Source organism: Blautia sp. BCRC 81119, assembly GCF_003184505.1.
Classification (GTDB): domain Bacteria; phylum Bacillota; class Clostridia; order Lachnospirales; family Lachnospiraceae; genus Blautia_A; species Blautia_A fusiformis.
This window is the reverse complement of record NZ_QJHD01000022.1, coordinates 39,038-60,958: the sequence shown is the minus strand read 5'-3', so window position 1 is coordinate 60,958 and position 21,921 is coordinate 39,038. Positions and strand designations below refer to the sequence as shown.

The 21,921-nt window shown below is 45.3% G+C and carries 14 protein-coding genes and 1 other annotated feature; of the genes, 13 read left to right on the top strand and 1 reads right to left on the bottom strand.

Annotated elements, in window-relative coordinates; all coding sequences use genetic code 11:
- The first annotated feature begins 28 nt into the window (after positions 1-28).
- The 4 genes from DMI82_RS13515 (at position 29) to DMI82_RS13500 (ending at position 4,279) form a co-directional block, all read left to right on the top strand.
- Entirely contained in the window at positions 29-901 is an 873-nt protein-coding gene (locus tag DMI82_RS13515; protein ID WP_110103600.1) for a carbohydrate ABC transporter permease, read from the top strand.
- Positions 898-1,740 carry a carbohydrate ABC transporter permease gene (locus DMI82_RS13510; protein WP_021976595.1) on the top strand — a complete coding sequence of 281 codons (843 nt, stop codon included), beginning with the start codon at positions 898-900 and terminating at the stop codon, positions 1,738-1,740. The genes DMI82_RS13515 and DMI82_RS13510 overlap by 4 nt, the downstream gene beginning before the upstream one ends.
- Before the next feature lie 9 nt (positions 1,741-1,749).
- Entirely contained in the window at positions 1,750-3,918 is a 2,169-nt protein-coding gene (locus tag DMI82_RS13505; RefSeq protein WP_110103599.1) for a glycoside hydrolase family 2 protein, read from the top strand.
- 106 nt (positions 3,919-4,024) lie between these two features.
- Complete coding sequence (locus DMI82_RS13500; RefSeq protein ID WP_059086658.1) at positions 4,025-4,279, top strand: hypothetical protein; 255 nt, start codon at positions 4,025-4,027, stop codon at positions 4,277-4,279.
- A gap of 40 nt (positions 4,280-4,319) precedes the next feature.
- On the opposite strand, the gene DMI82_RS13495 is transcribed toward DMI82_RS13500, so the two are convergent.
- Positions 4,320-5,423, bottom strand: coding sequence for an FAD:protein FMN transferase (locus tag DMI82_RS13495; protein ID WP_059086659.1), 1,104 nt, complete (start codon positions 5,421-5,423; stop codon positions 4,320-4,322).
- A 181-nt stretch (positions 5,424-5,604) separates the two neighbouring features.
- Here DMI82_RS13495 and DMI82_RS13490 point away from each other — a divergent pair, with 181 nt between their 5' ends.
- The 9 genes from DMI82_RS13490 to DMI82_RS13450 all read left to right on the top strand — a co-directional run bounded on the left by DMI82_RS13490 (position 5,605) and on the right by DMI82_RS13450 (position 21,905).
- Complete coding sequence (locus DMI82_RS13490; protein ID WP_059086660.1) at positions 5,605-6,501, top strand: Cof-type HAD-IIB family hydrolase; 897 nt, start codon at positions 5,605-5,607, stop codon at positions 6,499-6,501.
- Positions 6,502-6,607: 106 nt separating this feature from the next.
- Complete coding sequence (gene upp / locus DMI82_RS13485) at positions 6,608-7,237, top strand: uracil phosphoribosyltransferase (RefSeq protein WP_059086661.1); 630 nt, start codon at positions 6,608-6,610, stop codon at positions 7,235-7,237.
- A 50-nt stretch (positions 7,238-7,287) separates the two neighbouring features.
- Positions 7,288-7,424, top strand: a sequence feature (ribosomal protein L10 leader region).
- A gap of 51 nt (positions 7,425-7,475) precedes the next feature.
- Positions 7,476-7,985, top strand: coding sequence for a 50S ribosomal protein L10 (gene rplJ / locus DMI82_RS13480; protein ID WP_021652200.1), 510 nt, complete (start codon positions 7,476-7,478; stop codon positions 7,983-7,985).
- Between the two features lie 75 nt (positions 7,986-8,060).
- Entirely contained in the window at positions 8,061-8,435 is a 375-nt protein-coding gene (rplL, locus tag DMI82_RS13475; RefSeq protein WP_015526302.1) for a 50S ribosomal protein L7/L12, read from the top strand.
- A 149-nt stretch (positions 8,436-8,584) separates the two neighbouring features.
- Positions 8,585-11,212, top strand: coding sequence for a right-handed parallel beta-helix repeat-containing protein (locus DMI82_RS13470; RefSeq protein WP_146207163.1), 2,628 nt, complete (start codon positions 8,585-8,587; stop codon positions 11,210-11,212).
- 225 nt (positions 11,213-11,437) lie between these two features.
- The gene (rpoB, locus tag DMI82_RS13465) at positions 11,438-15,295 is read left to right on the top strand and encodes a DNA-directed RNA polymerase subunit beta (protein ID WP_110103597.1); all 3,858 of its coding nucleotides are present in this window, start codon (positions 11,438-11,440) and stop codon (positions 15,293-15,295) included.
- Between the two features lie 17 nt (positions 15,296-15,312).
- Positions 15,313-19,011 carry a DNA-directed RNA polymerase subunit beta' gene (gene rpoC / locus DMI82_RS13460; RefSeq protein ID WP_015526299.1) on the top strand — a complete coding sequence of 1,233 codons (3,699 nt, stop codon included), beginning with the start codon at positions 15,313-15,315 and terminating at the stop codon, positions 19,009-19,011.
- A gap of 98 nt (positions 19,012-19,109) precedes the next feature.
- Positions 19,110-21,059 (top strand): serine/threonine protein kinase, encoded by a 1,950-nt coding sequence (locus DMI82_RS13455; protein WP_110103596.1) that lies wholly within the window; start codon positions 19,110-19,112, stop codon positions 21,057-21,059.
- Between the two features lie 30 nt (positions 21,060-21,089).
- Positions 21,090-21,905 carry a PP2C family protein-serine/threonine phosphatase gene (locus tag DMI82_RS13450; RefSeq protein ID WP_022426674.1) on the top strand — a complete coding sequence of 272 codons (816 nt, stop codon included), beginning with the start codon at positions 21,090-21,092 and terminating at the stop codon, positions 21,903-21,905.
- The last annotated feature ends 16 nt before the right edge of the window (positions 21,906-21,921 follow it).

The following is a 21,921-nucleotide window of genomic DNA, read 5'->3' as shown; positions in this document are numbered from 1 at the left end:
TGCATCTGCGTATGAAAGGGGAGAGGATATGAAGCCCAGAAATAAAATCCAGCCTTTACCGTTTGTTCTTCCTGCACTGTTCATATATATTCTTACTGTTATCATCCCAATTCTGTGGTCAATGGGTTACAGCCTTTTTTCCTGGAATGGAATCGGTGATATGAAGTTTATCGGACTGGAAAATTATGTGAGGATGTTTCAGGATGAGACATTTCGTGAGGCTGTTGTAAATAATCTTAAATTTGTTGTACTGGGAAGTCTGTTCCAGTTATGTGCAGGACTGATCCTGGCGATTTTGCTTACACATATTTCCAAGGGTGGAAATATTCTGCGGGTTATTTATTTTATTCCATGTATCATTTCATCTATGGCGATCTGCCAGATTTTTTCCAAAATGCTTTCTGTCCAGCCCCAGGGTCTGGTTTGCTATGTGATGGAAAAACTGGGAATGGAACCTATCGCTTTGCTGGCAAATTCCCATACAGCGCTGATAACCATAACCCTGATCGATGGATATAAATACTGTGGTCTGTACATGATCATTTTTTATTCCGCATTTGTATCCATATCAAAGGATGTGATCGAGGCATCTACAATGGATGGCTGCAATGTTTTTCAACAGTATCGTTACATAAAGCTTCCACTGGTGAAAAATATATTCAGCATTGTCATTGTAATGCTTGTAAATGGTTGTCTGAAAACCTTTGATGTATTCTATATTCTTGACAATAAATCCAGATCAACAGAGATGGTGGCAACTTATATGTATAAAACCGCTTTTAATTCGGCTGACTTTGGCTATGGAAGTACATTGTCCGTTTTTCTGGTCATTGAATGTCTGGTAGCAGTAGGGATTATACAGAAATGCCTGGGATCGGCGAAAGGAGATGGGTCAGAATGATAAAATCAAGAAAAAATATACCTATTCGTGCTGTGTTCTATGTAGTGATCCTTATTTTTGTCATGATACAGGTCTACCCTATTTTCTGGGTTATCTGCTCCAGTCTGAAAACACCGGATGAAATGACATATACTGCACAGTATGCCCTGCCATCAGGATTTTATCTTGGAAACTATATCAGCGCACTGACGATCTCATCCATTCCAAGATATTTTCTTAACAGTACGGTTGTGGCAGTTCTCACACTTCTTGGCATCGTAGTCCTGGGATGCCCGGTTGCATTTGTGATCAGTAAGGTAAAGGTAAAATATGCCAATGCACTGATGGCATTTTTCCTGTTTGGAATGATGGTGCCTATTTTTTCCTGCCTTGTACCCATGTTCCAGATTTATAACAGGATCGGACTGAGAAATACATACTGGGCACTGGTGCTTCCGCAGATCGGGTTCGGACTTCCAATGTGTATCTATCTTTACACCGGATTTTTTAAATTTATGCCGGATTCTCTTCTGGAAGCGGCAGTTATTGACGGTGCCACAATGGGAACCACATTCCGCAAGATCGTGGTACCTATGGCTAAAAATACTACAATGACAGTTCTTACATACAATTTTGTTTTTGTATGGAATGAATTTACCTATGCCAATACGTTTATCTCATCTTCTGATATGAAAACTCTTCCAATTGGCCTGAATGACTTTGTGGGGCAGTTCGGAAGAGTGGACTGGGGAAGTACATTTGCGGCGATCGTAATATCGATCCTGCCTACACTGATCGTGTATTTTATTCTTAACAGGAACATAATCGAAGGTATGGCTGCAGGTGCGGTCAAGAGTTAGGAGGCTGAAATGGAAACAAGGATTGAATTGAAACAAGGATGGAAAATTTTGCAGGATGTTCATGATACAGGGGAAAAGATCGGGCTTTATGCTGCCAGGGAAGCAGATACTTCCGTAGGTTCCCAGGTGTCTGAATGGGAGGAACTGGAGGAACTGAAACATCTGCAGCTTATCTATGCCAGACAGCCATATTTCGGGCGTGAACTGAGATATTTCAATCAGGCACCCTGGTGGTACAAAACAGAGTTTGAAGTTCCGGATCAGAAAGTTACGGATGCTGTCCTTAAATTTACCAATGTGGATTATTATGGAAAAGTATGGCTTAACGGAGAATTTCTTGGAGAGCATGAAGGATATTCCGCTCCATTTTCCTTTAATGTAAAAGATAAGCTTGTTTTTGGAAAGAAAAATTATCTCATTGTAAAGGTAAGTTCTCCATGGGATGATGAGGTGGAGCTGGATGCACAGGATTCCAGAACCACCCTGGTAAAAAGAAATATGGTAAAAGGTACCTACGAACATTCTGATACATTTATCCAGAGAGATGTAAATCCTGTAGGAATCTACGGAAAAGTGGAGCTGATCCTGACAGAAGAAGGTGTTCTGGAAGATCAGACAGATCTGAAGTATGAACTGGATCCAGATGGAAAGAAAGCAGACGTATATGTGGAAACTGAAGCGCGAGGTCTGAAATCCGGGGAGACATATGATTTTAATGTAAAGATCCGGGAAAAAGAGTCCGGTCTTATAAAGGCAGAAAAAACTGTTCAGATAATGGCAGAGAAAGCAGAGACAGGCTTTAAATGTGAGCTTAAAGTGGAAGATGTCAGACTGTGGTCCACATGGGATCATGGTTATCCCTGGATGTATCAGGCAGAACTTACGTTAAGCAGGGGAAAAGACATACTGAGCAGCAGAACAACGAATTTTGCTTTCCGGGACATTCAGATTGAGCGTAATGAAAAAATAACAAGATTCTGGCTTAATAACAGGAAGCTGTATATAAGAGGAACCTCTTATTTTCCGGATTGTTATATTTCCGCAATGACAAGGGAACGGTACCTGAGAGATCTTCTTAATGTAAAGGCGGCAGGTTTTAACCTGGTACGAGTACATGTCCACACAGAGCAGGAAGTTTTTTATGATCTGTGTGACGAGCTGGGAATTGCAGTTCTTCAGGATTCGGAGTACAACTGGACGCATCCTTCAACAGATGAATGGGCGCAGAGATTTGCAGATGTTTACAGAGAAAATGTGAAACTTCTGAAGCATCATCCGTCTCTGATCTGCTGGATCATTATGAATGAACCGGGATGTGTTGATCCGGATGGAAATGTGAGAAGGAGATTTATGGAGGAAAATCCGGGACCTGCTCTGTATAGGGAGGTACAGAAGATGGATCCGGGCAGACCGATCATCAAGGGTTCTTTCTGCGAAGATGATCCGCTTAGCGGGGACAGCCACAATTATCTGGGTTCTTTAAGCGGTGGAGAATATGCAGATATTTATGAGCAGACAGAAAAGCTGAATACAGAGTACGGATTTGATGCACCGGGCAGCAGTGAAAATCTGAAAACTGTTCCGGCGGTATATTATCGTCTGGAAAAACTGGTGGATGATATCCCGAAGATCCAGGAATATCAGTATAAGCTTCTGAAATATTATACAGAGCATTACAGGATCCAGAAATATGAACCTTGCTCAGGATATGTACAGTTTATGTTTATCGACCTGTGTCCTCAGAGCTTCTACGGTTTATATGACTGGTGGGGAATTCCCAAAAAGGGTCTTCAGGCTATACTGGAAAGCAACGCACCAGTGGGTGTTTTTGCAAAGCACAAAGATCATCTGGACAGTCTGTATATTGTAAATGATACAGATGGAGCTCTGGGAGAGTGTGAACTTACATGGATCATTACAGAAACATTGAACGGAGAACTGGTGGAAAAGGGAAGTGTTAAAGCAGAAGTTCCGGCAGACAGCCGTGTCATGGTAAAAACCTTTGAGAAAGAATACGGAAAAGGCGAGAAGTGGAACCTTACACTAATTCTTTCTGATAATAGCGGTAAATGTATGGCAAAGAATACCTATCAGGATATCTGTACTTTGCTTTCAAGAGTTGATGGGCATCCGGACCGTATGAGCCATGAGTTTGGAATGAGACTCTACTGGGCCTGAGATATCCGTAGCTCACAGGCACTTTCATCCTTTCCTTGTGTCGAAAATCACAACATGCTATACTTGATATAAAGAAAGATTTTCGGCGTGGAAGGAGCGAGAGTATATGCGTTTACAGAAAGTGCAGGAAGCACTGAATACCAAGAAGATCCCATTTGAGTATACGGAAGAGGATGGCTGCGGAAGCATTGATTTTATGTTCCGCGGGCTGAAGTTCCACGTATGGGAGTATGAGGACAGTGTATGGGGTGCTGAGACCAATGTGTTTGCAGCCGGAAGAAGTGAGGATGTGGAAGGTGATTACGAAGAGATCATCTCTAGGGAAATCCTGTCCTGGCCGGATATGATCACACCTAATTAAAAAGAGCAGCAGATACTATTACAGATAAAAGTTTCACAGATCAGTCGACCTGTGAAACTTTTATTTTTTTCTGGAAATCTTTTGTATAGTGAAGCTCATAGTCTTTGGTGATGAAGACAGCCTGGACACCTTTTTTTTCTGCGAAGGCAAGACCTTTTTTCAGGCCCAGTGCAAAGCAGGTGGTGCTTAAGGCATCGCCGTCCACGGAACGGTCAGAAATGATAGTGACGGAGATCAGACCGTTATCATAAGGATATCCGGTGTGTGGATCCAGGATGTGATGATAGAGTTTTCCGTCCTGCTTAAAGCAGCGTTCGTAGATTCCCGAAGAAACAACTGAACGTCCGTTGATATCCACTACAGCAGCCGTTTCATTGCGGTCAGCAAAAGGCTTCTGAACGCCAACCTTAAATGGCTCTCCGTCAGGCCGTCCTCCAATACAGAGAACATTGCCGCCCAGATTGATGATGGCACTTTTTACGCCGCTTTTTTTCAGGTATTCACTGATGCGGTCGGCAATATAGCCTTTGGCAATAGCCCCTACGTCAAAGGCAGTGTCGGGAGAAGGAAGAGTAAGCTTCTGCCCGTTAAGCTCTACGCCATCAGAGCTGCACAGTGGCAGTGCTGTCTGGATATCATTGTCTGCCGGTACCTGGGGATCTTCTGCGGTAAAATCCCACAGAGAGGTAAGAGGCGCAATGGCAATATCAAAAGCACCTCCGGATTCCCTGGTAAAGGCAAGTCCTTCATCCAGAAGATCTGCAAGCTGGGGGGAAATCATCCAGGTTTCCTTCTGTGAATCAGGATCTGTACTTATCTTATAAGGAAAACTGCCGGATTCCTGGCCCTGGTCTTCTCTGTGGTTCAGTCTGTACAGTTCACTGTCTTCATTGGTACGGCTGAAAACAAGCTCATATCTGTCGCAGAGAGAGAGACAGTCATCAAGGAGAGATCTGTCCCTGGAATCATAGATCTTGATATCAACAACTGTGTTCAGTTTAAAATCAGAAACACTGACAGGTTCCTGCTCATCAGTGTTGGTTTGGGTTTGTTCGCATCCGGCAAAAAGAAAACAGAAACTGATCAGCAGCGTGACAGATAAAAGCCGGGTGAAGGTCCGGTATATATATGATTTTTTTAGCATGATTCCTCCATCAGAATGAAATAATATAATAAGAAAATATATGCAAAGAATTATATCACAGGACATGGTGGCAGCAAAGGGGAATATAAATGCCCGCTTTATCTGTCCCATCTTGTAATTCCGGTTCCTGTAAGCTATAATTTCTCACAGAAGATTAAAATGCTCAAAGGAGAAGGAACTTATGATAAAAGTGATCGCCAGTGATATGGACGGAACCCTTCTTGGGGATGACCATAAGATCGCACCGGAAACTCAGGTTGCCATTAAACGTGCCTGTGATGCGGGAATCCGTTTTATGGTGGCTACAGGACGTAATTTCCGTGGAGCCATGGACGCACTGAAGGATACAGATATTACCTGTGATTACATCTTAAGCAGTGGAGCAGAGGTGAGAAACCCACAGAGAGAAGTAGTGAAACGTACGCCGATCCCCATTGATCTCTGCGAGGAGGTCTATGAGGAACTTAAAGAATATCCTGTATCTGTTATATTTTTTACAGACAGGTATGATTACCGGCTTGGAACTAAGAAGGAGATCGAGGATGGTATTATCCGCCAGATAAGACTTTTCCATATGGACAAAAATGACAGCGATGAAAAGATCCGTAACTCTGCTCAGTTCCTGCAGATTGCCGGAAATACCAGAGGAATCTCAGATATCCGTTCTCTGGAAGAATGTGAGACGCCTGTGTACAAGATCTTTATTTTTGCAGGAGATGTGGATATGCTTCAGGAGATCGGGGAGAAGCTTGGACAGAATCCTGAGCTTGCGGTGGCATCTTCCTTTATCCTGAACCAGGAGGTGACGGAAGTCAGAGCCCAGAAAGGTCCTGTGTTGAAGGAATATATAGAATCTCTTGGATATACAATGGATGAGGTAATGGTGCTTGGGGACAGCTTTAATGATTATTCCATGCTGTCCATGGATTTCGGCGCCACGGTAGCCATGGGAAATTCCGTTCCCGGGATCAAAGAGGTGGCAAAATATATAACAAAGACCAACCAGGAATTTGGAGTTGCCTGGGCGATCGATCAGGCTATTGCTGCCGGAGACGGAGAATTAAAACTTCAAAAGTAAAACTCCCCCTTTTGGAAAAACACTATATATATTATAATGTAATAAGATAAAAAATCACAGATGTGGCAGGCGTATCGGCTGCGTCGGAACAAGAGAGGAAATCACAATGGAAAATGTTTATATTATGGATCATCCGCTGATCAAACACAAAATTTCAATGCTCCGTGACAAGAACACAGGAACAAATGAGTTCCGTAAACTGGTGGAGGAGATCGGCATCCTTATGGGATACGAGGCACTTCGTGATCTTCCTACAGAGGAAGTGGAAGTGGAGACACCGATCGAGACATGCAGGACACCTATGATCGCCGGTAAGAAGCTGGCTGTTATCCCGGTACTCCGTGCAGGTCTTGGAATGGTAAACAGTATCCTGACACTGGTGCCATCTGCCAAAGTGGGACATGTAGGTCTTTACAGAGATCCTGAGACACATGAGCCGCATGAGTACTACTGTAAACTTCCGGAGTCTATTGATGAGCGTATCGCGGTTATCGTTGATCCGATGCTTGCAACCGGCGGTTCCGGTGAGGCTGCCATTGATTTTGTTAAGAAACAGGGTGGAAAGAACATCAAGTTCATGTGCATCATCGCAGCTCCGGAGGGACTGAAACGTCTTCACGAGGCACATCCGGATGTACAGATCTACTGTGGTTCCCTTGACAGAGAGCTCAATGAGAACGCTTACATCTGCCCGGGACTTGGAGATGCCGGAGACCGTATTTTTGGTACTAAATAATTTTGAAAAAATCTTAAAAAATACTTGACACACCCGGCACTGTTATGGTATTGTACCTAAGAACGCTGCCGAAGACAGTAGGTGCCGTAAGGCATAAGGATCAAAACGCCTACCGAGGTCCAAGTATTCTGAGTTAAGATTACACAAGGCCTTATTGCGAAGCAGTAAGGTCTTTTTTTAAACAGATTGACTTATTGCGACGGCGGTATACAAAATCTATAAGGAGGTGTACCATTTCATGGCAAAAGTAGAACTGAAACAACCAATCGTAGAAGAGATCTCTAACAGCATTAAAGACGCACAGTCTGTTGTACTTGTAAACTACAGCGGTCTTACAGTTGAGCAGGATACAATTCTTCGTAAAGAGTTAAGAGAAGCTGGTGTTCAGTACAAGGTATACAAGAATACCATGATGCGTCGTGCATTCGAGGGTACAGCATTTGAGAGCCTCAGTGATCATTTACATGGCACAAATGCGATCGCTATCTCCGAGACAGACGCAACTGCTCCGGCAAGAATCCTTGCTAAATATGCAAAACAGTTCCCGGCACTGGAGCTGATCGCAGGTGTAGTTGAAGGTAACTACAATGATCAGGCCGGAATTCAGGCACTGTCCACAATTCCTTCAAGAGAGGAACTTCTTGGAAAACTGCTTGGAAGTATGCAGTCTCCGATCGCAAACTTCGCTCGTGTGCTTAATCAGATCGCAGAGCAGAATGGCGGAGCTGACGCAGCAGCTGCTGAGTAATCCCAGCAACGTGCAATTGGCGGCATAACGACCGCATGATTATTAATTAAAATTTATAAATGGAGGGAAATTAAAATGGCAAAATTAACAACAGAAGAATTTATTGCAGCAATCAAAGAATTATCTGTATTAGAGTTAAATGACCTTGTAAAAGCTTGTGAGGAAGAGTTCGGCGTTTCCGCAGCAGCAGGTGTTGTTGTAGCAGCAGCAGGTGCAGCAGGCGAGGCAGCTGAGGAGAAAGATGAGTTTGACGTAGAGCTTACAGAGGTTGGCGCTAACAAAGTTAAAGTTATCAAAGTTGTTCGTGAGGTTACAGGTCTTGGACTTAAAGAGGCTAAAGCTATCGTTGATGGTGCTCCGAAGGTTGTTAAAGAGGGCGCATCCAAAGCTGAGGCTGAGGACATCAAAACTAAACTTGAGGCTGAGGGAGCTAAGGTTACACTTAAATAATCCGATCAGATCAAAAGTTTTAAAGGCTGTTGTGACTGCCGGTTTACCGGCGGCACAGCAGCCTTTTTTAGTGAAAAAATCCAGGGTAAATCTTGATTTTTGAAGAAAAAGAAAGGATAATAAAGGAGACAGGAAAGGGTGGATGGAATATGAAACGAAAAATAATGGCCTGTATCCTTGCTGCTGCGTTGGGAATCACAGGAGTTTCTTTTCCGACGGCAGCCAAGACAGTGTCTGTCGGAAAAAATATAACTGTAAACGTGAAAAATCCTCTGGATGAACTTCGGGCTCAGGAAACTGCAATGCAGCAGCAGGAGGAGCTTGAAGAAGAGGAAAATATGCCGGAACAGGATCTGGATCCGCTTGTGCTGGATAACGATGGCAGTGTGGTTCCTGCATCACAGGCATCCTGGACAAAAATAGAGTCAGGTGCTGTAGAAGCAGTGGATGTATCAGAGGCACCGGGTGATGAGGAAATATCGGAAAATTCAACTGAAGACACATTTTCAGATGGAAGCACAGATGGAGATTTTGACACAAATAAGAATATTTCTGACAATGCAGCAACGGAAGCTGGCAGTGAGGATATTCAGACAACAGATGGCAGTATCAGCGGAGAATTGCCGGCAGATTTTTCCGAAGGAACGGAGAACGGCGATAACGGTTCCGAAGAACTTCAGCTTCAGCAGGAAAACGGTAATGTAGAAAACGTCGCAGAGCCGGATAATAATAAAGCTGATGAAGGCGCAGGTCAGGCACCGGCTGATTTTACAGATGATGCCAATGCTGCTGGGGATTTTTCCGCAGGAGATGCTTCAGATGGAGAACTTGGAACTTATCAGACTGTGACTCTGGAAGTTGAGGAAGGACAGGATATCACAGCGCCTTTGAACACACTGTTTCTTGAACTGAAAGATCAGGCCACAGATGAAAATCCCTGCAAGATCATAATTCCACCGGGAAATTATGAACTGACAGGTACACTTTGCATGTACAGTAATATGTACTTATATGCAAGAGACGCTAATATTACAAAAACGTCTACCACCAAACATTTGATCCTCCGTCTTGGAAATACCAAAGATTCAGAAGGCGGATATGATGGATATCGCAACATTGTGATCGATGGAGGAACCTGGGACTACAATTATCAGTGTGTGGAAAATAAGGATGCTCCAGGCGGATTTGTGGGATTTTGCATTGGACATGCTACGAATGTTACGATTAAAAATGCTACATTTCTTAATAATCTGAAATCTCATTTTCTGGAATTTGGCGGAGTGAAAAATGCCAAGATCACAGGCTGTACATTCAGTGGCTATTATAAGAATTATGTGGAAGGCGGACAGGAATGTATTCAGATCGACTGCTGTACAGATGAGAGCAATGTTTTTCCGCAGTACAGACCTTATGATGGAACGACCTGTGAAGATTTTGTGATCGATGGAAATGTGTTCGAAGATGTCTTTACAGGGCTGGGAACGCACAGTATGATGTCCGGAAAAACATATAAAAGGATCACAGTTACGAATAATACTTTCCATAATGTAAAAAAACGCTGTATAAGGTTTATGAATTATGAAGATTCTACAGCAGAAAATAATACCATGGTAAATGTGGGAAATGGAGTGGACATTTCTTCTGTGAGCAGCAATACACACCAGACGCCAGGCTATGATGATGGGCCGGACATGCTGAAAAACAGGAATCTTCGTGTGGCAGGAAACTACATCAGTCTTGCCAGAACTACCAGCATTGGTGGAATTGCATGGATCTGCAGTGGTATAAAAGTTTCAGGCTATAATATGAAAAAAGATGGAGCTGTGCTCCCTAAAAAGATATATCCGGTGAAAGGTGTGACTGTAGAAGATAATCAGATCAGCGGATATGGAAACGGAATCAGCATGTCTCTTACTGACACAGATACCGTAACAGATAATCAGGTAACAATGAAAAAAACTTCTTCATATTCCAATTTTGGGATTTATGCCCAGGATTCCCGAGGAAGCGTTATCAGCAGGAATACAGTGTCCGGAACTGCAAATACGGGAATTTATCTCTCCGGTTCTGTCTATGCAGCAGGATCAGAACAGAGAAATCTTGTAGAGCAGAATACTGTTTCCGGAGCAGGCGGAGATGGAATTTATCTGCAATCTGTAAATACTTCATCCACTGCACAGAAGAATACTGTTAAATCAACGGCCGGCTCGGGAATACGTGTAAATGCAGGAAAGAACAATAATGTTCTTGGTAATACCTGTTTATCCAACAAAAATCATGGCGTGAAAATTGAGTATGTGGTCGGCGGAGTCAGGGTAAAAAGCAATCGTGTGACATCAAATGCAAAAAGTGGTATTTTGCTCTGGAAATCAAAAGTATCCGAAGTATCAGGAAACCGTGCGGAGAAAAATACGGGGAATGGTGTTTATGCATATGCATCTGTAATACCGGTCATGAAAAAGAATACATTTTGCGAAAACGGAAAGGTTCAGGCGATATATGTAAAAAGCTGCAAAGGATGGACCGGCATCAACCGTCCTTCATGCAGAACTGTTACATCAAGAAGTACAGCTATAAGCGGAACTGCATCAGGCAGCCAGACAGTTATTGCATATGTGCAGCGTTCCGGAAAACAGACAAAGCTGGGTGTATCATCCGTAAACAAAAAGAAACAGTACGTTATTAAAATAAAGAAGCAAAAAAAGAATACTGCTCTGAAACTTGTCTCAAAAGATAGATACGGAAATACAGTAACAGTAAATACTGTTGTGAAGTAAGTATGTGTGATAAAAAAAGATTCTGTTCCGGATATCCATACATCGTATGTATAGAAGGAACAGAATCTTTTTTTTGAAAAATGTAAAAAAATCAAAAAAAGTGCTTGACACACTTTTTTTCTTATGTTAAAGTGGAGGATGCTATATTATGGCTAGATATGCCTGCCTAAAGGTCAGGCGGGATCATGTTGTAATAAATAATAAAAAAACAGGGGTGAAACGTCAATGGAAAAAAACAGAATTCGTTCTGTAAAAACTGGAAAAAGCATGCGTATGAGCTACCAGAGACAAAAAGAAGTCCTGGAAATGCCAAACCTGATCGAAGTTCAGAAAGATTCCTACCAGTGGTTTCTTGACGAAGGTTTAAAAGAAGTATTTGATGATATTTCTCCGATCGCAGATTACGGCGGAAAGCTCAGTCTGGAATTCATCGATTTCACATACGATGAAAAAGATGCAAAATATTCCATCGAGCAGTGTAAAGAACGTGACGTGACTTATGCCGCACCTTTGAAGGTTCGAGTAAGGCTGATCAATAAGGAAACAGAAGAGATCAACGAACACGAGATTTTCATGGGAGATTTACCGCTGATGACAGCTACGGGTACCTTTGTTATCAATGGTGCTGAGCGTGTTATTGTCAGCCAGTTAGTACGTTCCCCTGGAATCTACTACGCGATCGCTCATGATAAGCTTGGTAAGAGACTGTTTTCCAGTACTGTAATTCCGAACAGAGGTGCATGGCTGGAGTACGAGACAGATTCAAATGATGTATTTTATGTACGTGTAGACAGAACAAGAAAGGTTCCGATCACTGTTCTGATCCGTGCACTGGGCATTGGAACCAATGCTGAGATCATTGATCTGTTTGGTGAAGAGCCAAAGATCCTTGCCAGCTTTACAAAGGATACCTCCACAAACTATCAGGAAGGTCTCCTTGAGCTGTATAAGAAGATCCGTCCGGGCGAGCCGCTTGCAGTAGAGAGCGCAGAGAGCCTGATCATGGCAATGTTCTTCGATCCGAGAAGATATGACCTTGCCAAAGTCGGACGTTATAAATTTAATAAGAAGCTTCATTTCAATAAACGTATCGTAGGCCACAAGCTTTCTCAGGATGTTGTAGATACAACAACAGGTGAGATCCTTGCTGAGGCTGAGACACTTGTTACAAAAGAGCTTGCTGATACATTACAGAATTCCGCAGTTCCGTACGTATGGATCCAGGGTGAGGAGAGAGAAATCAAAGTCCTTTCCAGCCTTATGGTTGATATCCGTCACTATCTGCCGGAGCTTGAGAATCCGAAGTCCCTGGGTGTTACAGAATTAGTATACTACCCAGTGCTCGAAAAAATTCTGGAAGAAAATGACACATTTGAGGACAGATGTGATGCGATCAAACGTGATATCCACGACCTGATCCCGAAACACATCACCAAGGAAGATATCCTTGCGTCCATTAACTACAATATGCATCTGGAGTATGGCCTTGGTAACGATGATGATATCGACCACCTGGGCAACCGTCGTATCCGTGCTGTCGGTGAGCTGCTTCAGAATCAGTACCGCATCGGTCTTTCCAGACTTGAGCGTGTGGTACGTGAGAGAATGACAACACAGGACACAGAGAGTATTTCTCCGCAGTCCCTGATCAATATCAAACCTGTAACTGCAGCAGTAAAAGAGTTCTTCGGATCATCCCAGCTGTCACAGTTCATGGATCAGAACAACCCGCTTGGAGAGCTGACTCACAAGAGAAGACTTTCCGCACTGGGACCTGGCGGTCTGTCACGAGACAGAGCCGGATTCGAGGTTCGAGACGTACATTATTCCCACTATGGAAGAATGTGCCCGATCGAGACTCCTGAGGGACCGAACATCGGTCTTATCAACTCCCTTGCATCCTATGCAAGGATCAATCAGTACGGCTTCGTAGAGGCTCCGTACAGAAAGATCGACAAAACAGATCCTTCCAACCCGCGTGTAACCGATGAGGTTGTATACATGACAGCGGATGAGGAAGATAATTACCATGTAGCACAGGCGAATGAGCCACTGGATGAAGAGGGACACTTCATTCATAAGAACGTTTCCGGTCGTTACCGCGAGGAGACACAGGAGTACGAGCAGCACATGTTCGATTACATGGATGTATCTCCGCGAATGGTATTCTCCGTTGCTACAGCCCTGATCCCGTTCCTGCAGAACGATGATGCGAACCGTGCGCTGATGGGATCCAACATGCAGCGTCAGGCCGTTCCGCTTCTTACAACAGAGGCTCCGGTTGTTGGTACAGGTATGGAAACCAAGACAGCTGTTGACTCCGGTGTATGCGTTGTTGCAAGAAAAGCAGGTACAGTACTTCGTTCCACATCTACAGATATCTCTATCAAGAATGATGACGGAACAAAAGATGATTATCATCTGACTAAATTCATGCGAAGCAACCAGAGCAACTGCTACAACCAGAGACCGATCGTGTTCCAGGGTGAGCATGTTGAGGCAGGACAGGTTATCGCGGATGGCCCGTCTACATCCAATGGTGAGCTTGCACTTGGTAAGAACCCGCTGATCGGATTTATGACCTGGGAGGGTTATAACTACGAGGATGCTGTTCTTCTTAGTGAGAAACTGGTACAGAATGATGTTTATACATCTGTCCATATTGAGGAATATGAGGCAGAATCCCGTGATACCAAGCTGGGACCGGAAGAGATCACACGTGACGTTCCGGGTGTCGGCGATGACGCTCTGAAGGATCTGGATGAGCGCGGTATCATCCGTATCGGTGCTGAGGTACGTGCCGGTGATATCCTTGTCGGTAAGGTTACTCCTAAGGGAGAAACTGAGCTTACTGCTGAGGAGCGTCTCCTTCGTGCTATCTTCGGTGAGAAGGCAAGAGAGGTACGTGATACTTCCCTTAAGGTACCGCACGGTGAGTATGGTATTATCGTAGATGCCAAGGTATTTACAAGAGAGAACGGCGATGAGCTGAGCCCTGGAGTAAATCAGGCAGTACGTATTTATATTGCACAGAAGAGAAAGATCTCCGTTGGTGATAAGATGGCTGGTCGTCATGGTAACAAGGGTGTCGTTTCCCGTGTACTTCCGGTTGAGGATATGCCATTCCTTCCAAACGGACGTCCTCTTGATATCGTGCTGAATCCTCTGGGTGTACCTTCCCGAATGAACATCGGACAGGTCCTGGAGATCCACTTGAGCCTTGCTGCCAAAGCACTTGGCTTCAATATTGCAACACCTGTATTCGATGGCGCAAACGAGGTTGATATCCAGGATACTCTGGAGCTTGCCAACGATTACGTTAATACGGAAGACTTTGAGGAATTCCGTGAGAAATATAAAGACATCCTTGCACCGGATGTTATGCAGTATCTCGATGAGAATAAAGCTCACAGAGCACTCTGGAAGGGCGTTCCGATCTCCAGAGACGGTAAGGTAAGACTTCGTGACGGACGTACAGGCGAGTACTTCGACAGCCCTGTAACTATCGGTCACATGCACTACCTGAAGCTGCATCATCTGGTAGATGATAAGATCCATGCACGTTCCACAGGTCCATACTCCCTGGTAACACAGCAGCCTCTGGGTGGTAAAGCTCAGTTCGGTGGACAGCGTTTCGGAGAGATGGAGGTTTGGGCACTGGAGGCATATGGTGCTTCCTACACACTGCAGGAGATCCTGACAGTGAAGTCTGATGATGTGATCGGACGTGTTAAGACCTATGAAGCGATCATCAAAGGTGACAACATTCCTGAGCCAGGTATTCCTGAGTCCTTTAAGGTACTTCTTAAAGAGCTTCAGTCTCTTGGTCTGGATGTACGTGTGCTCAGCGAGGACGGATCAGAGGTACACATTATGGAAACCTCTGATTACGGAGATACTGATCTTCGTCATGTCATCGAGGGTGATTCCAGAGGACGCAGAGATGAGGAGTCCTTCGGTAAACACGGCTACACCAAGCAGGAGTTCAGCGGAGAAGAGCTTGTCAATGTAGAAGAAGATGAGGACATGGAAGACGAAGATGATATGATCGAGTTTGAAGAGTCCTTTGATGATGAGGAATAAGAAAGGGGAAAGAATACATGGCAGAAACAACCAACGCCAATGAAACATATCAGCCAATGACTTTCGATGCCATCAAGATCGGACTGGCGTCCCCTGAGAAGATCAGAGAGTGGTCACACGGTGAGGTTTTAAAACCTGAAACGATCAACTACAGAACCTTGAAGCCTGAGAAGGATGGTCTTTTCTGTGAAAGGATTTTCGGACCGAGCAAGGACTGGGAGTGCCACTGTGGAAAGTACAAAAAAATTCGCTATAAAGGCGTTGTCTGCGACAGATGCGGTGTTGAAGTAACCAAATCTGCCGTTCGTAGAGAGCGTATGGGACACATCGAGCTTGCAGCTCCGGTGTCTCATATCTGGTACTTTAAAGGAATTCCGTCCCGTATGGGTCTGATTCTTGATATTTCTCCGAGAACACTGGAGAAAGTGCTTTACTTTGCTAACTATATCGTTCTGGATCCTGCAGATTCCGGACTTATGTACAAACAGGTACTCACCGAGCGTGAGTACCAGGAAGCACGTGAGTCTTACGGAGAGGGATTCCGTGTAGGTATGGGTGCCGAGTCCATCATGGAGCTCCTTCAGGCTATCGATCTTGAAAAGGATTCCGAAGAACTGAAGGCAGAGCTTGTGGACGCAACAGGCCAGAAGCGTGCAAGGATCATCAAACGTCTTGAGGTTGTGGAGTCCTTCCGTGAGTCCGGCAACCGTCCTGAGTGGATGATCATGACCGTTATCCCGGTTATCCCGCCGGATCTTCGTCCTATGGTACAGCTGGACGGAGGACGTTTTGCAACATCTGACCTGAATGATCTTTACAGAAGGATCATCAACAGAAACAACCGTCTGAAAAGACTTCTGGAGCTTGGTGCTCCGGATATCATTGTCCGCAACGAGAAGCGTATGCTGCAGGAGGCTGTAGATGCCCTGATCGATAACGGACGCCGTGGACGTCCTGTAACAGGCCCTGGAAACAGAGCTCTGAAATCCCTTTCCGATATGCTGAAGGGTAAATCCGGACGTTTCCGTCAGAACCTTCTCGGTAAACGAGTTGACTATTCCGGACGTTCTGTAATCGTCGTAGGACCTGAACTGAAGATCTATCAGTGTGGTCTTCCGAAGGAGATGGCTATCGAGCTGTTCAAACCTTTCGTTATGAAAGAGCTTGTTGCCAACGGAACTTCCCACAACATCAAAAATGCCAAGAAAATGGTAGAGAAGCTTGAGCCGGCAGTATGGGATGTCCTTGAGGACGTCATTAAGGAGCATCCGGTTATGCTGAATCGTGCACCTACACTGCATCGTCTGGGTATCCAGGCATTCGAGCCGATCCTTGTAGAAGGTAAGGCGATCAAGCTTCATCCGCTTGTTTGTACCGCGTTCAACGCTGACTTCGATGGTGACCAGATGGCTGTACATCTTCCGCTTTCCCAGGAAGCACAGGCAGAGTGCCGTTTCCTTCTGTTATCACCGAACAACCTTCTGAAACCGTCAGATGGTGGTCCTGTAGCCGTTCCTTCACAGGATATGGTCCTTGGTATCTACTACCTGACTCAGGAGAGACCTGGAAATAAGGGTGAAGGCAAGTTCTTCAAGAGTGTCAACGAGGCAATTCTTGCATATGAGAACAAGGTCATCACACTCCAGACAAAGATCATTGTCCATTGTCATAAGACAATGCCGGACGGAACTGTTTTAAGCGGCAATGTTCAGTCCACACTGGGACGTTTCCTGTTCAACGAGATCCTTCCGCAGGACCTTGGATTTGTGGACAGAAGCGTACCTGGAAACGAACTGCTTCTTGAGGTTGATTTCCTTGTAGGTAAGAAACAGCTGAAGCAGATCCTTGAAAAGGTTATCAATACTCACGGTGCAACAAAGACAGCCGAGGTACTTGACTCCGTTAAGTCTATGGGTTACAAATACTCCACACGGGCAGCCATGACCGTATCTATTTCCGATATGACCGTGCCGCCGCAGAAGCCGGAGATGATCAAGCAGGCTCAGGATACTGTTGACCGTATCACAAAGAACTACAAACGTGGTCTTATCACAGAGGAAGAGCGTTACAAAGAGGTTGTTGATACCTGGAAGAAGACCGATGATGAGCTTACAAAGGCACTTCTTACAGGTCTTGATAAGTACAACAACATCTTCATGATGGCTGACTCTGGAGCCCGTGGTTCCGATAAGCAGATCAAACAGCTTGCCGGAATGCGAGGACTGATGGCTGATACAACCGGTCATACCATCGAGCTCCCGATCAAGTCAAACTTCCGTGAAGGTCTTGACGTACTGGAGTACTTCATGTCCGCTCATGGAGCCCGTAAAGGTCTTTCTGATACCGCTCTTCGTACAGCCGATTCCGGATACCTGACAAGACGACTTGTTGACGTATCCCAGGATCTGATCGTTCGTGAGGCGGACTGCTGTGAGAACAGAGCAGAGATCTCCGGTATGGTCGTTCGTGGATTCATGGACGGAAAAGAAGAGATCGAGAGCCTTCAGGAGCGTATCACAGGACGTTTCTCCTGTGAGACAGTTAAGAATAAAGACGGAGAAATCCTTGTTAAAGCAAACCACATGATCACACCGAAGCGTGCAGCCCGTATCATGAAAGAGGGCGTAAGCAACCAGACAGGCGGACCGATCGACAAACTGAAGATCCGTACCATCCTTTCCTGTAAGTGCAAGGTTGGTGTCTGCGCAAAATGTTATGGTGCGAACATGGCTACCGGTGAGCCGGTACAGGTTGGTGAGTCTGTTGGTATCATCGCAGCACAGTCTATCGGTGAGCCAGGTACACAGCTGACCATGCGTACTTTCCATACCGGTGGTGTTGCCGGTGGAGATATCACACAGGGTCTTCCTCGTGTCGAGGAGCTTTTCGAGGCAAGAAAGCCGAAGGGTCTTGCGATCATCACAGAGATCCCAGGTGTTGCCACGATCAACGACACTAAGAAGAAACGTGAGATCATCGTAAACGATCCGGAGACAGGCGATTCCAAGACTTACCTGATCCCATACGGTTCCCGTATCAAAGTCCTTGACGGACAGGTCCTTGAGGCCGGCGATGAGCTGACAGAAGGTAGTGTAAATCCGCATGATATCCTGAGAATCAAGGGTGTGCGTGCAGTTCAGGATTACATGATCCGTGAGGTTCAGCGTGTATATCGTCTGCAGGGTGTTGAGATCAACGATAAGCATATCGAGGTTATCGTTCATCAGATGCTGAAGAAGATCCGTATCGAGGATAATGGAGATACAGAGTTCCTGCCAGGAACACTTGTTGATGTCCTTGATGTTGAGGAAGTTAATGAGAAACTTGAGGCAGAGGGCAAACAGCCGGCAGAGGGAAAACAGGTTATGCTTGGTATTACCAAAGCATCCCTTGCTACAAACTCCTTCCTGTCAGCAGCATCCTTCCAGGAAACAACAAAAGTCCTGACAGAGGCTGCTATCAAAGGTAAGATCGATCCGCTGATCGGTCTGAAAGAGAACGTTATCATCGGTAAGCTGATTCCTGCAGGTACAGGTATGAAGCGTTACAGTGAGATCAGTCTTGACACAGGAATGCCGGAGGTAAAAACAGCTTCCGAGGAGCCTGAGGATACAGAGGAAATTTCCGTAGAGGAAGAGAAGACTGAGACTGCTCCGGAGGAAGAGACCATTGCTGTTGAAGAGACAGCAGAGGAAACTGCACCGGTAGAAGAATAAGTCGATATACCTTGCTAATATAAATAAATCTCCCCCCGGAAATCCGGAGGGAGATTTCTGTTTATAAGCAGGGATTTTCTGAGAGAGGAGGGATTGCGATGGACAAGGAACTGCCAATTTCCCCGTGGCCGGAATGGAAGATCGTAAGCAAGATCGGGGAAGGCTCTTTTGGAAGAGTGTATAAAGCTCAGAGAACTGAGAAGGGACGTTCTTTTTACTCGGCAATTAAGATAATCACAATCCCCGCCAGTAAAGGGGAGCTGGACAGTGTGCGCTCAGAATCCGGTGATGAAAAATCTGTCCGCGGTTATTTTGAAAATCTGGTGGAGGAGTGCATTCAGGAAGTAAGCACCATGGAGTATTTCCGGGGAAATTCCCATATTGTATCTGTAGAAGATTACAAGGTGATGGAATATCTGGACGAGATCGGATGGGATATTTTTATCCGCATGGAATATCTCACAAGCTTCATGGAATATTATGCGGGAAAAAATCTCACAGAAAAAGAAGTGATGAAGCTGGGTATCGATCTTTGCAGATCACTGGAATACTGTGGGCAGCTTCACATCATCCACAGGGACATCAAACCTGAGAATATTTTTGTATCCAGGTTCGGGGATTTCAAGCTGGGGGACTTTGGAATCGCCAGAGAACTGGAAAAAACCATGAGTACCCTTTCCAAAAAGGGAACTTATTCCTATATGGCGCCGGAGATGTACAGGGGAGAACAGTACGACAGCAGAGTGGACATTTATGCACTTGGCCTGGTGTTATATAAACTGATGAATCATAACAGGCTTCCGTTTCTGAATCTTGAAAAACAGCTGATCACATACAGAGATAAGGAAAACGCACTCACGAGGAGGATGTCAGGCGAAACACCGCCACCACCTGTGGATGCAGGAGAGGCTTTCGGCTCCGTTATCTTAAAAGCCTGTGCTTATGATGCAAAAGAACGATATCAGACTCCTGAGAAATTTCGGGAAGCACTGGAAGAAATCCGGTATGGAGCGGCAAATAGAGAACAGGGAGTTCATGAGAAACCGAAACCAGTGGAGGAAAGACCTGTTCCGAAGTCCATGCCGAAGTTTCTCCAGGAGGGTGCAGCCAGACAGCTGGCAAGAACGAGTCAGCTGAATACGGATGCGATCCGTCAGGCACGTAAAAATCCTGTGCCGGTATCCATACAGCCGGAGAAACCGACAGCCGGAGAAATAGCAAAAAATGCAGCCCGGAATACGCCAAAGGCTCAGAGCACAATACAGAAGCCTCAGAAATCTGCATCCGGAAAAACAGCATCCGAAAAGGATAGCCTGTCCGGTTATCCGTCAGGACGTTCCCGTCAGTCAGATCCCGGTATAAGAAAAACCGGAGCTGTAAAGCCCAGAGTTACATCTATCACAGATCTGGAAGACGACCGTGACCAGAATCTCCAGGAGTGGGAAGGATCCGTACCAGAGAATGACGGAAATGACGATGACAGAAGGAAACGGAAAGGTATTTTCAGAATGCTTATAACAGCTGGGATCCTTGTTGTGCTGATCGGCGGGATCCTTGCGGTACGAACGATACGGAAACCTGCGGATAACGGGGAACCTTCGTATACAGATTCCGATGATTCTGATGCTCTGAACAAAGGAAATTTCGGTACTGCAGACAATTCGGATAAAAGTTTCGCACAGGCAATGGAAACGATACGTGACCATGCGACAACCATAGAAAATGCTCTGGACAGCTATAGACGTGAAGGTACAGAGGGGGATCGCCTGCGCTTTTATAACGGATCAGGAGAGATCGCCAAAGTACTTGTATATCCCGGCAGTTCCGCAGATGGCGTTTATGAGGAATATTTTTACTGGGGCGAGCAGATGTTTTATACTTATGTATGGGACGGAGATGAGAAGCAGTATTTTTATTATCAGGACGGCCTTCTGATCCGATGGATCGATGCAGATGGTAAGGTTCATGATAAAGAGAGCGATAACGACAAATATGTAGAACTGGGAGACAAATACTGGAGTAATTCTGTAGTGGAGCTTCAGCAGTAATGTCGAAGGGTTTTTACGAAAGGAAAAAGAATGGCCTATCAGATTGATTATGCGTATACATGCCACACCGGAAAGGTGAGGACAAATAATGAGGATAATTTCTGGTGCTGCGGAGTGCGCCTGCCGGTGCACAACCAGGGGGTTGACGGAATCCTGGCAGGTCATACACAGCACTGGCAGCTTCCAATGCTGGCTGTTTTTGACGGCATGGGCGGAGAAAGCTACGGTGAAATGGCAGCTTCTGCAGCTGTGGAAGCGCTGGGAGGCTTCTATGAAGAAAACAAAAAGACCCTGAAAAAAGAGCCTGTGGTTTTTCTGACAGGAGCCTGCGAAAATATGAATGAGGCAGTATGTCGCTACAGCAATGAAAACTGTATCAGAAGCATGGGAACAACCATGGCACTTTTGTCTTTCAGCGAAAAGGCAATCTATGCCTGCAACCTTGGGGATAGCCGTATCTACCGTCATTTTCAGGGGAAGTTCCAGCAGATTTCCACGGACCATGTGATCGGCGGAAAAATGCTGGGAAAAGCTCCGCTGACGCAGTATCTGGGCTTTCAGGAAGAAAACATGGCACTGGAGCCTTCTATCGTGGAGATCGGTTATCAGCCGGGAAGCTCGTATCTGATCTGTTCAGATGGAGTGACAGACATGCTTTCTGATCAGGAGCTTCAGAAGATCCTTGACGGGACAGAAACCGCAGAAGAAAAAGTAGGTAAGATCCTGGAACAGGCATTGGAAAGAGGCGGCAGAGATAATGTGACACTGGTCCTTGCACAGATCAGCGGCTATGAAGAAAAAAATATTCTCAAACGCTGGGCAGAGCGCCACAGTACCGGACGGTAATAAACCCGGGGAGTAA

Excerpts from the sequence above, each read along its gene's own strand:
- DMI82_RS13515 (WP_110103600.1), top strand. The coding sequence starts at position 29 with ATGAAGCCCAGAAATAAAATCCAGCCTTTACCGTTTGTTCTTCCTGCA.
- DMI82_RS13510 (WP_021976595.1), top strand. The coding sequence starts at position 898 with ATGATAAAATCAAGAAAAAATATACCTATTCGTGCTGTGTTCTATGTA.
- DMI82_RS13505 (WP_110103599.1), top strand. The coding sequence starts at position 1,750 with ATGGAAACAAGGATTGAATTGAAACAAGGATGGAAAATTTTGCAGGAT.
- DMI82_RS13500 (WP_059086658.1), top strand. The coding sequence starts at position 4,025 with ATGCGTTTACAGAAAGTGCAGGAAGCACTGAATACCAAGAAGATCCCA.
- DMI82_RS13495 (WP_059086659.1), bottom strand. The coding sequence starts at position 5,423 with ATGCTAAAAAAATCATATATATACCGGACCTTCACCCGGCTTTTATCT.
- DMI82_RS13490 (WP_059086660.1), top strand. The coding sequence starts at position 5,605 with ATGATAAAAGTGATCGCCAGTGATATGGACGGAACCCTTCTTGGGGAT.
- upp (WP_059086661.1), top strand. The coding sequence starts at position 6,608 with ATGGAAAATGTTTATATTATGGATCATCCGCTGATCAAACACAAAATT.
- rplJ (WP_021652200.1), top strand. The coding sequence starts at position 7,476 with ATGGCAAAAGTAGAACTGAAACAACCAATCGTAGAAGAGATCTCTAAC.
- rplL (WP_015526302.1), top strand. The coding sequence starts at position 8,061 with ATGGCAAAATTAACAACAGAAGAATTTATTGCAGCAATCAAAGAATTA.
- DMI82_RS13470 (WP_146207163.1), top strand. The coding sequence starts at position 8,585 with ATGAAACGAAAAATAATGGCCTGTATCCTTGCTGCTGCGTTGGGAATC.
- rpoB (WP_110103597.1), top strand. The coding sequence starts at position 11,438 with ATGGAAAAAAACAGAATTCGTTCTGTAAAAACTGGAAAAAGCATGCGT.
- rpoC (WP_015526299.1), top strand. The coding sequence starts at position 15,313 with ATGGCAGAAACAACCAACGCCAATGAAACATATCAGCCAATGACTTTC.
- DMI82_RS13455 (WP_110103596.1), top strand. The coding sequence starts at position 19,110 with ATGGACAAGGAACTGCCAATTTCCCCGTGGCCGGAATGGAAGATCGTA.
- DMI82_RS13450 (WP_022426674.1), top strand. The coding sequence starts at position 21,090 with ATGGCCTATCAGATTGATTATGCGTATACATGCCACACCGGAAAGGTG.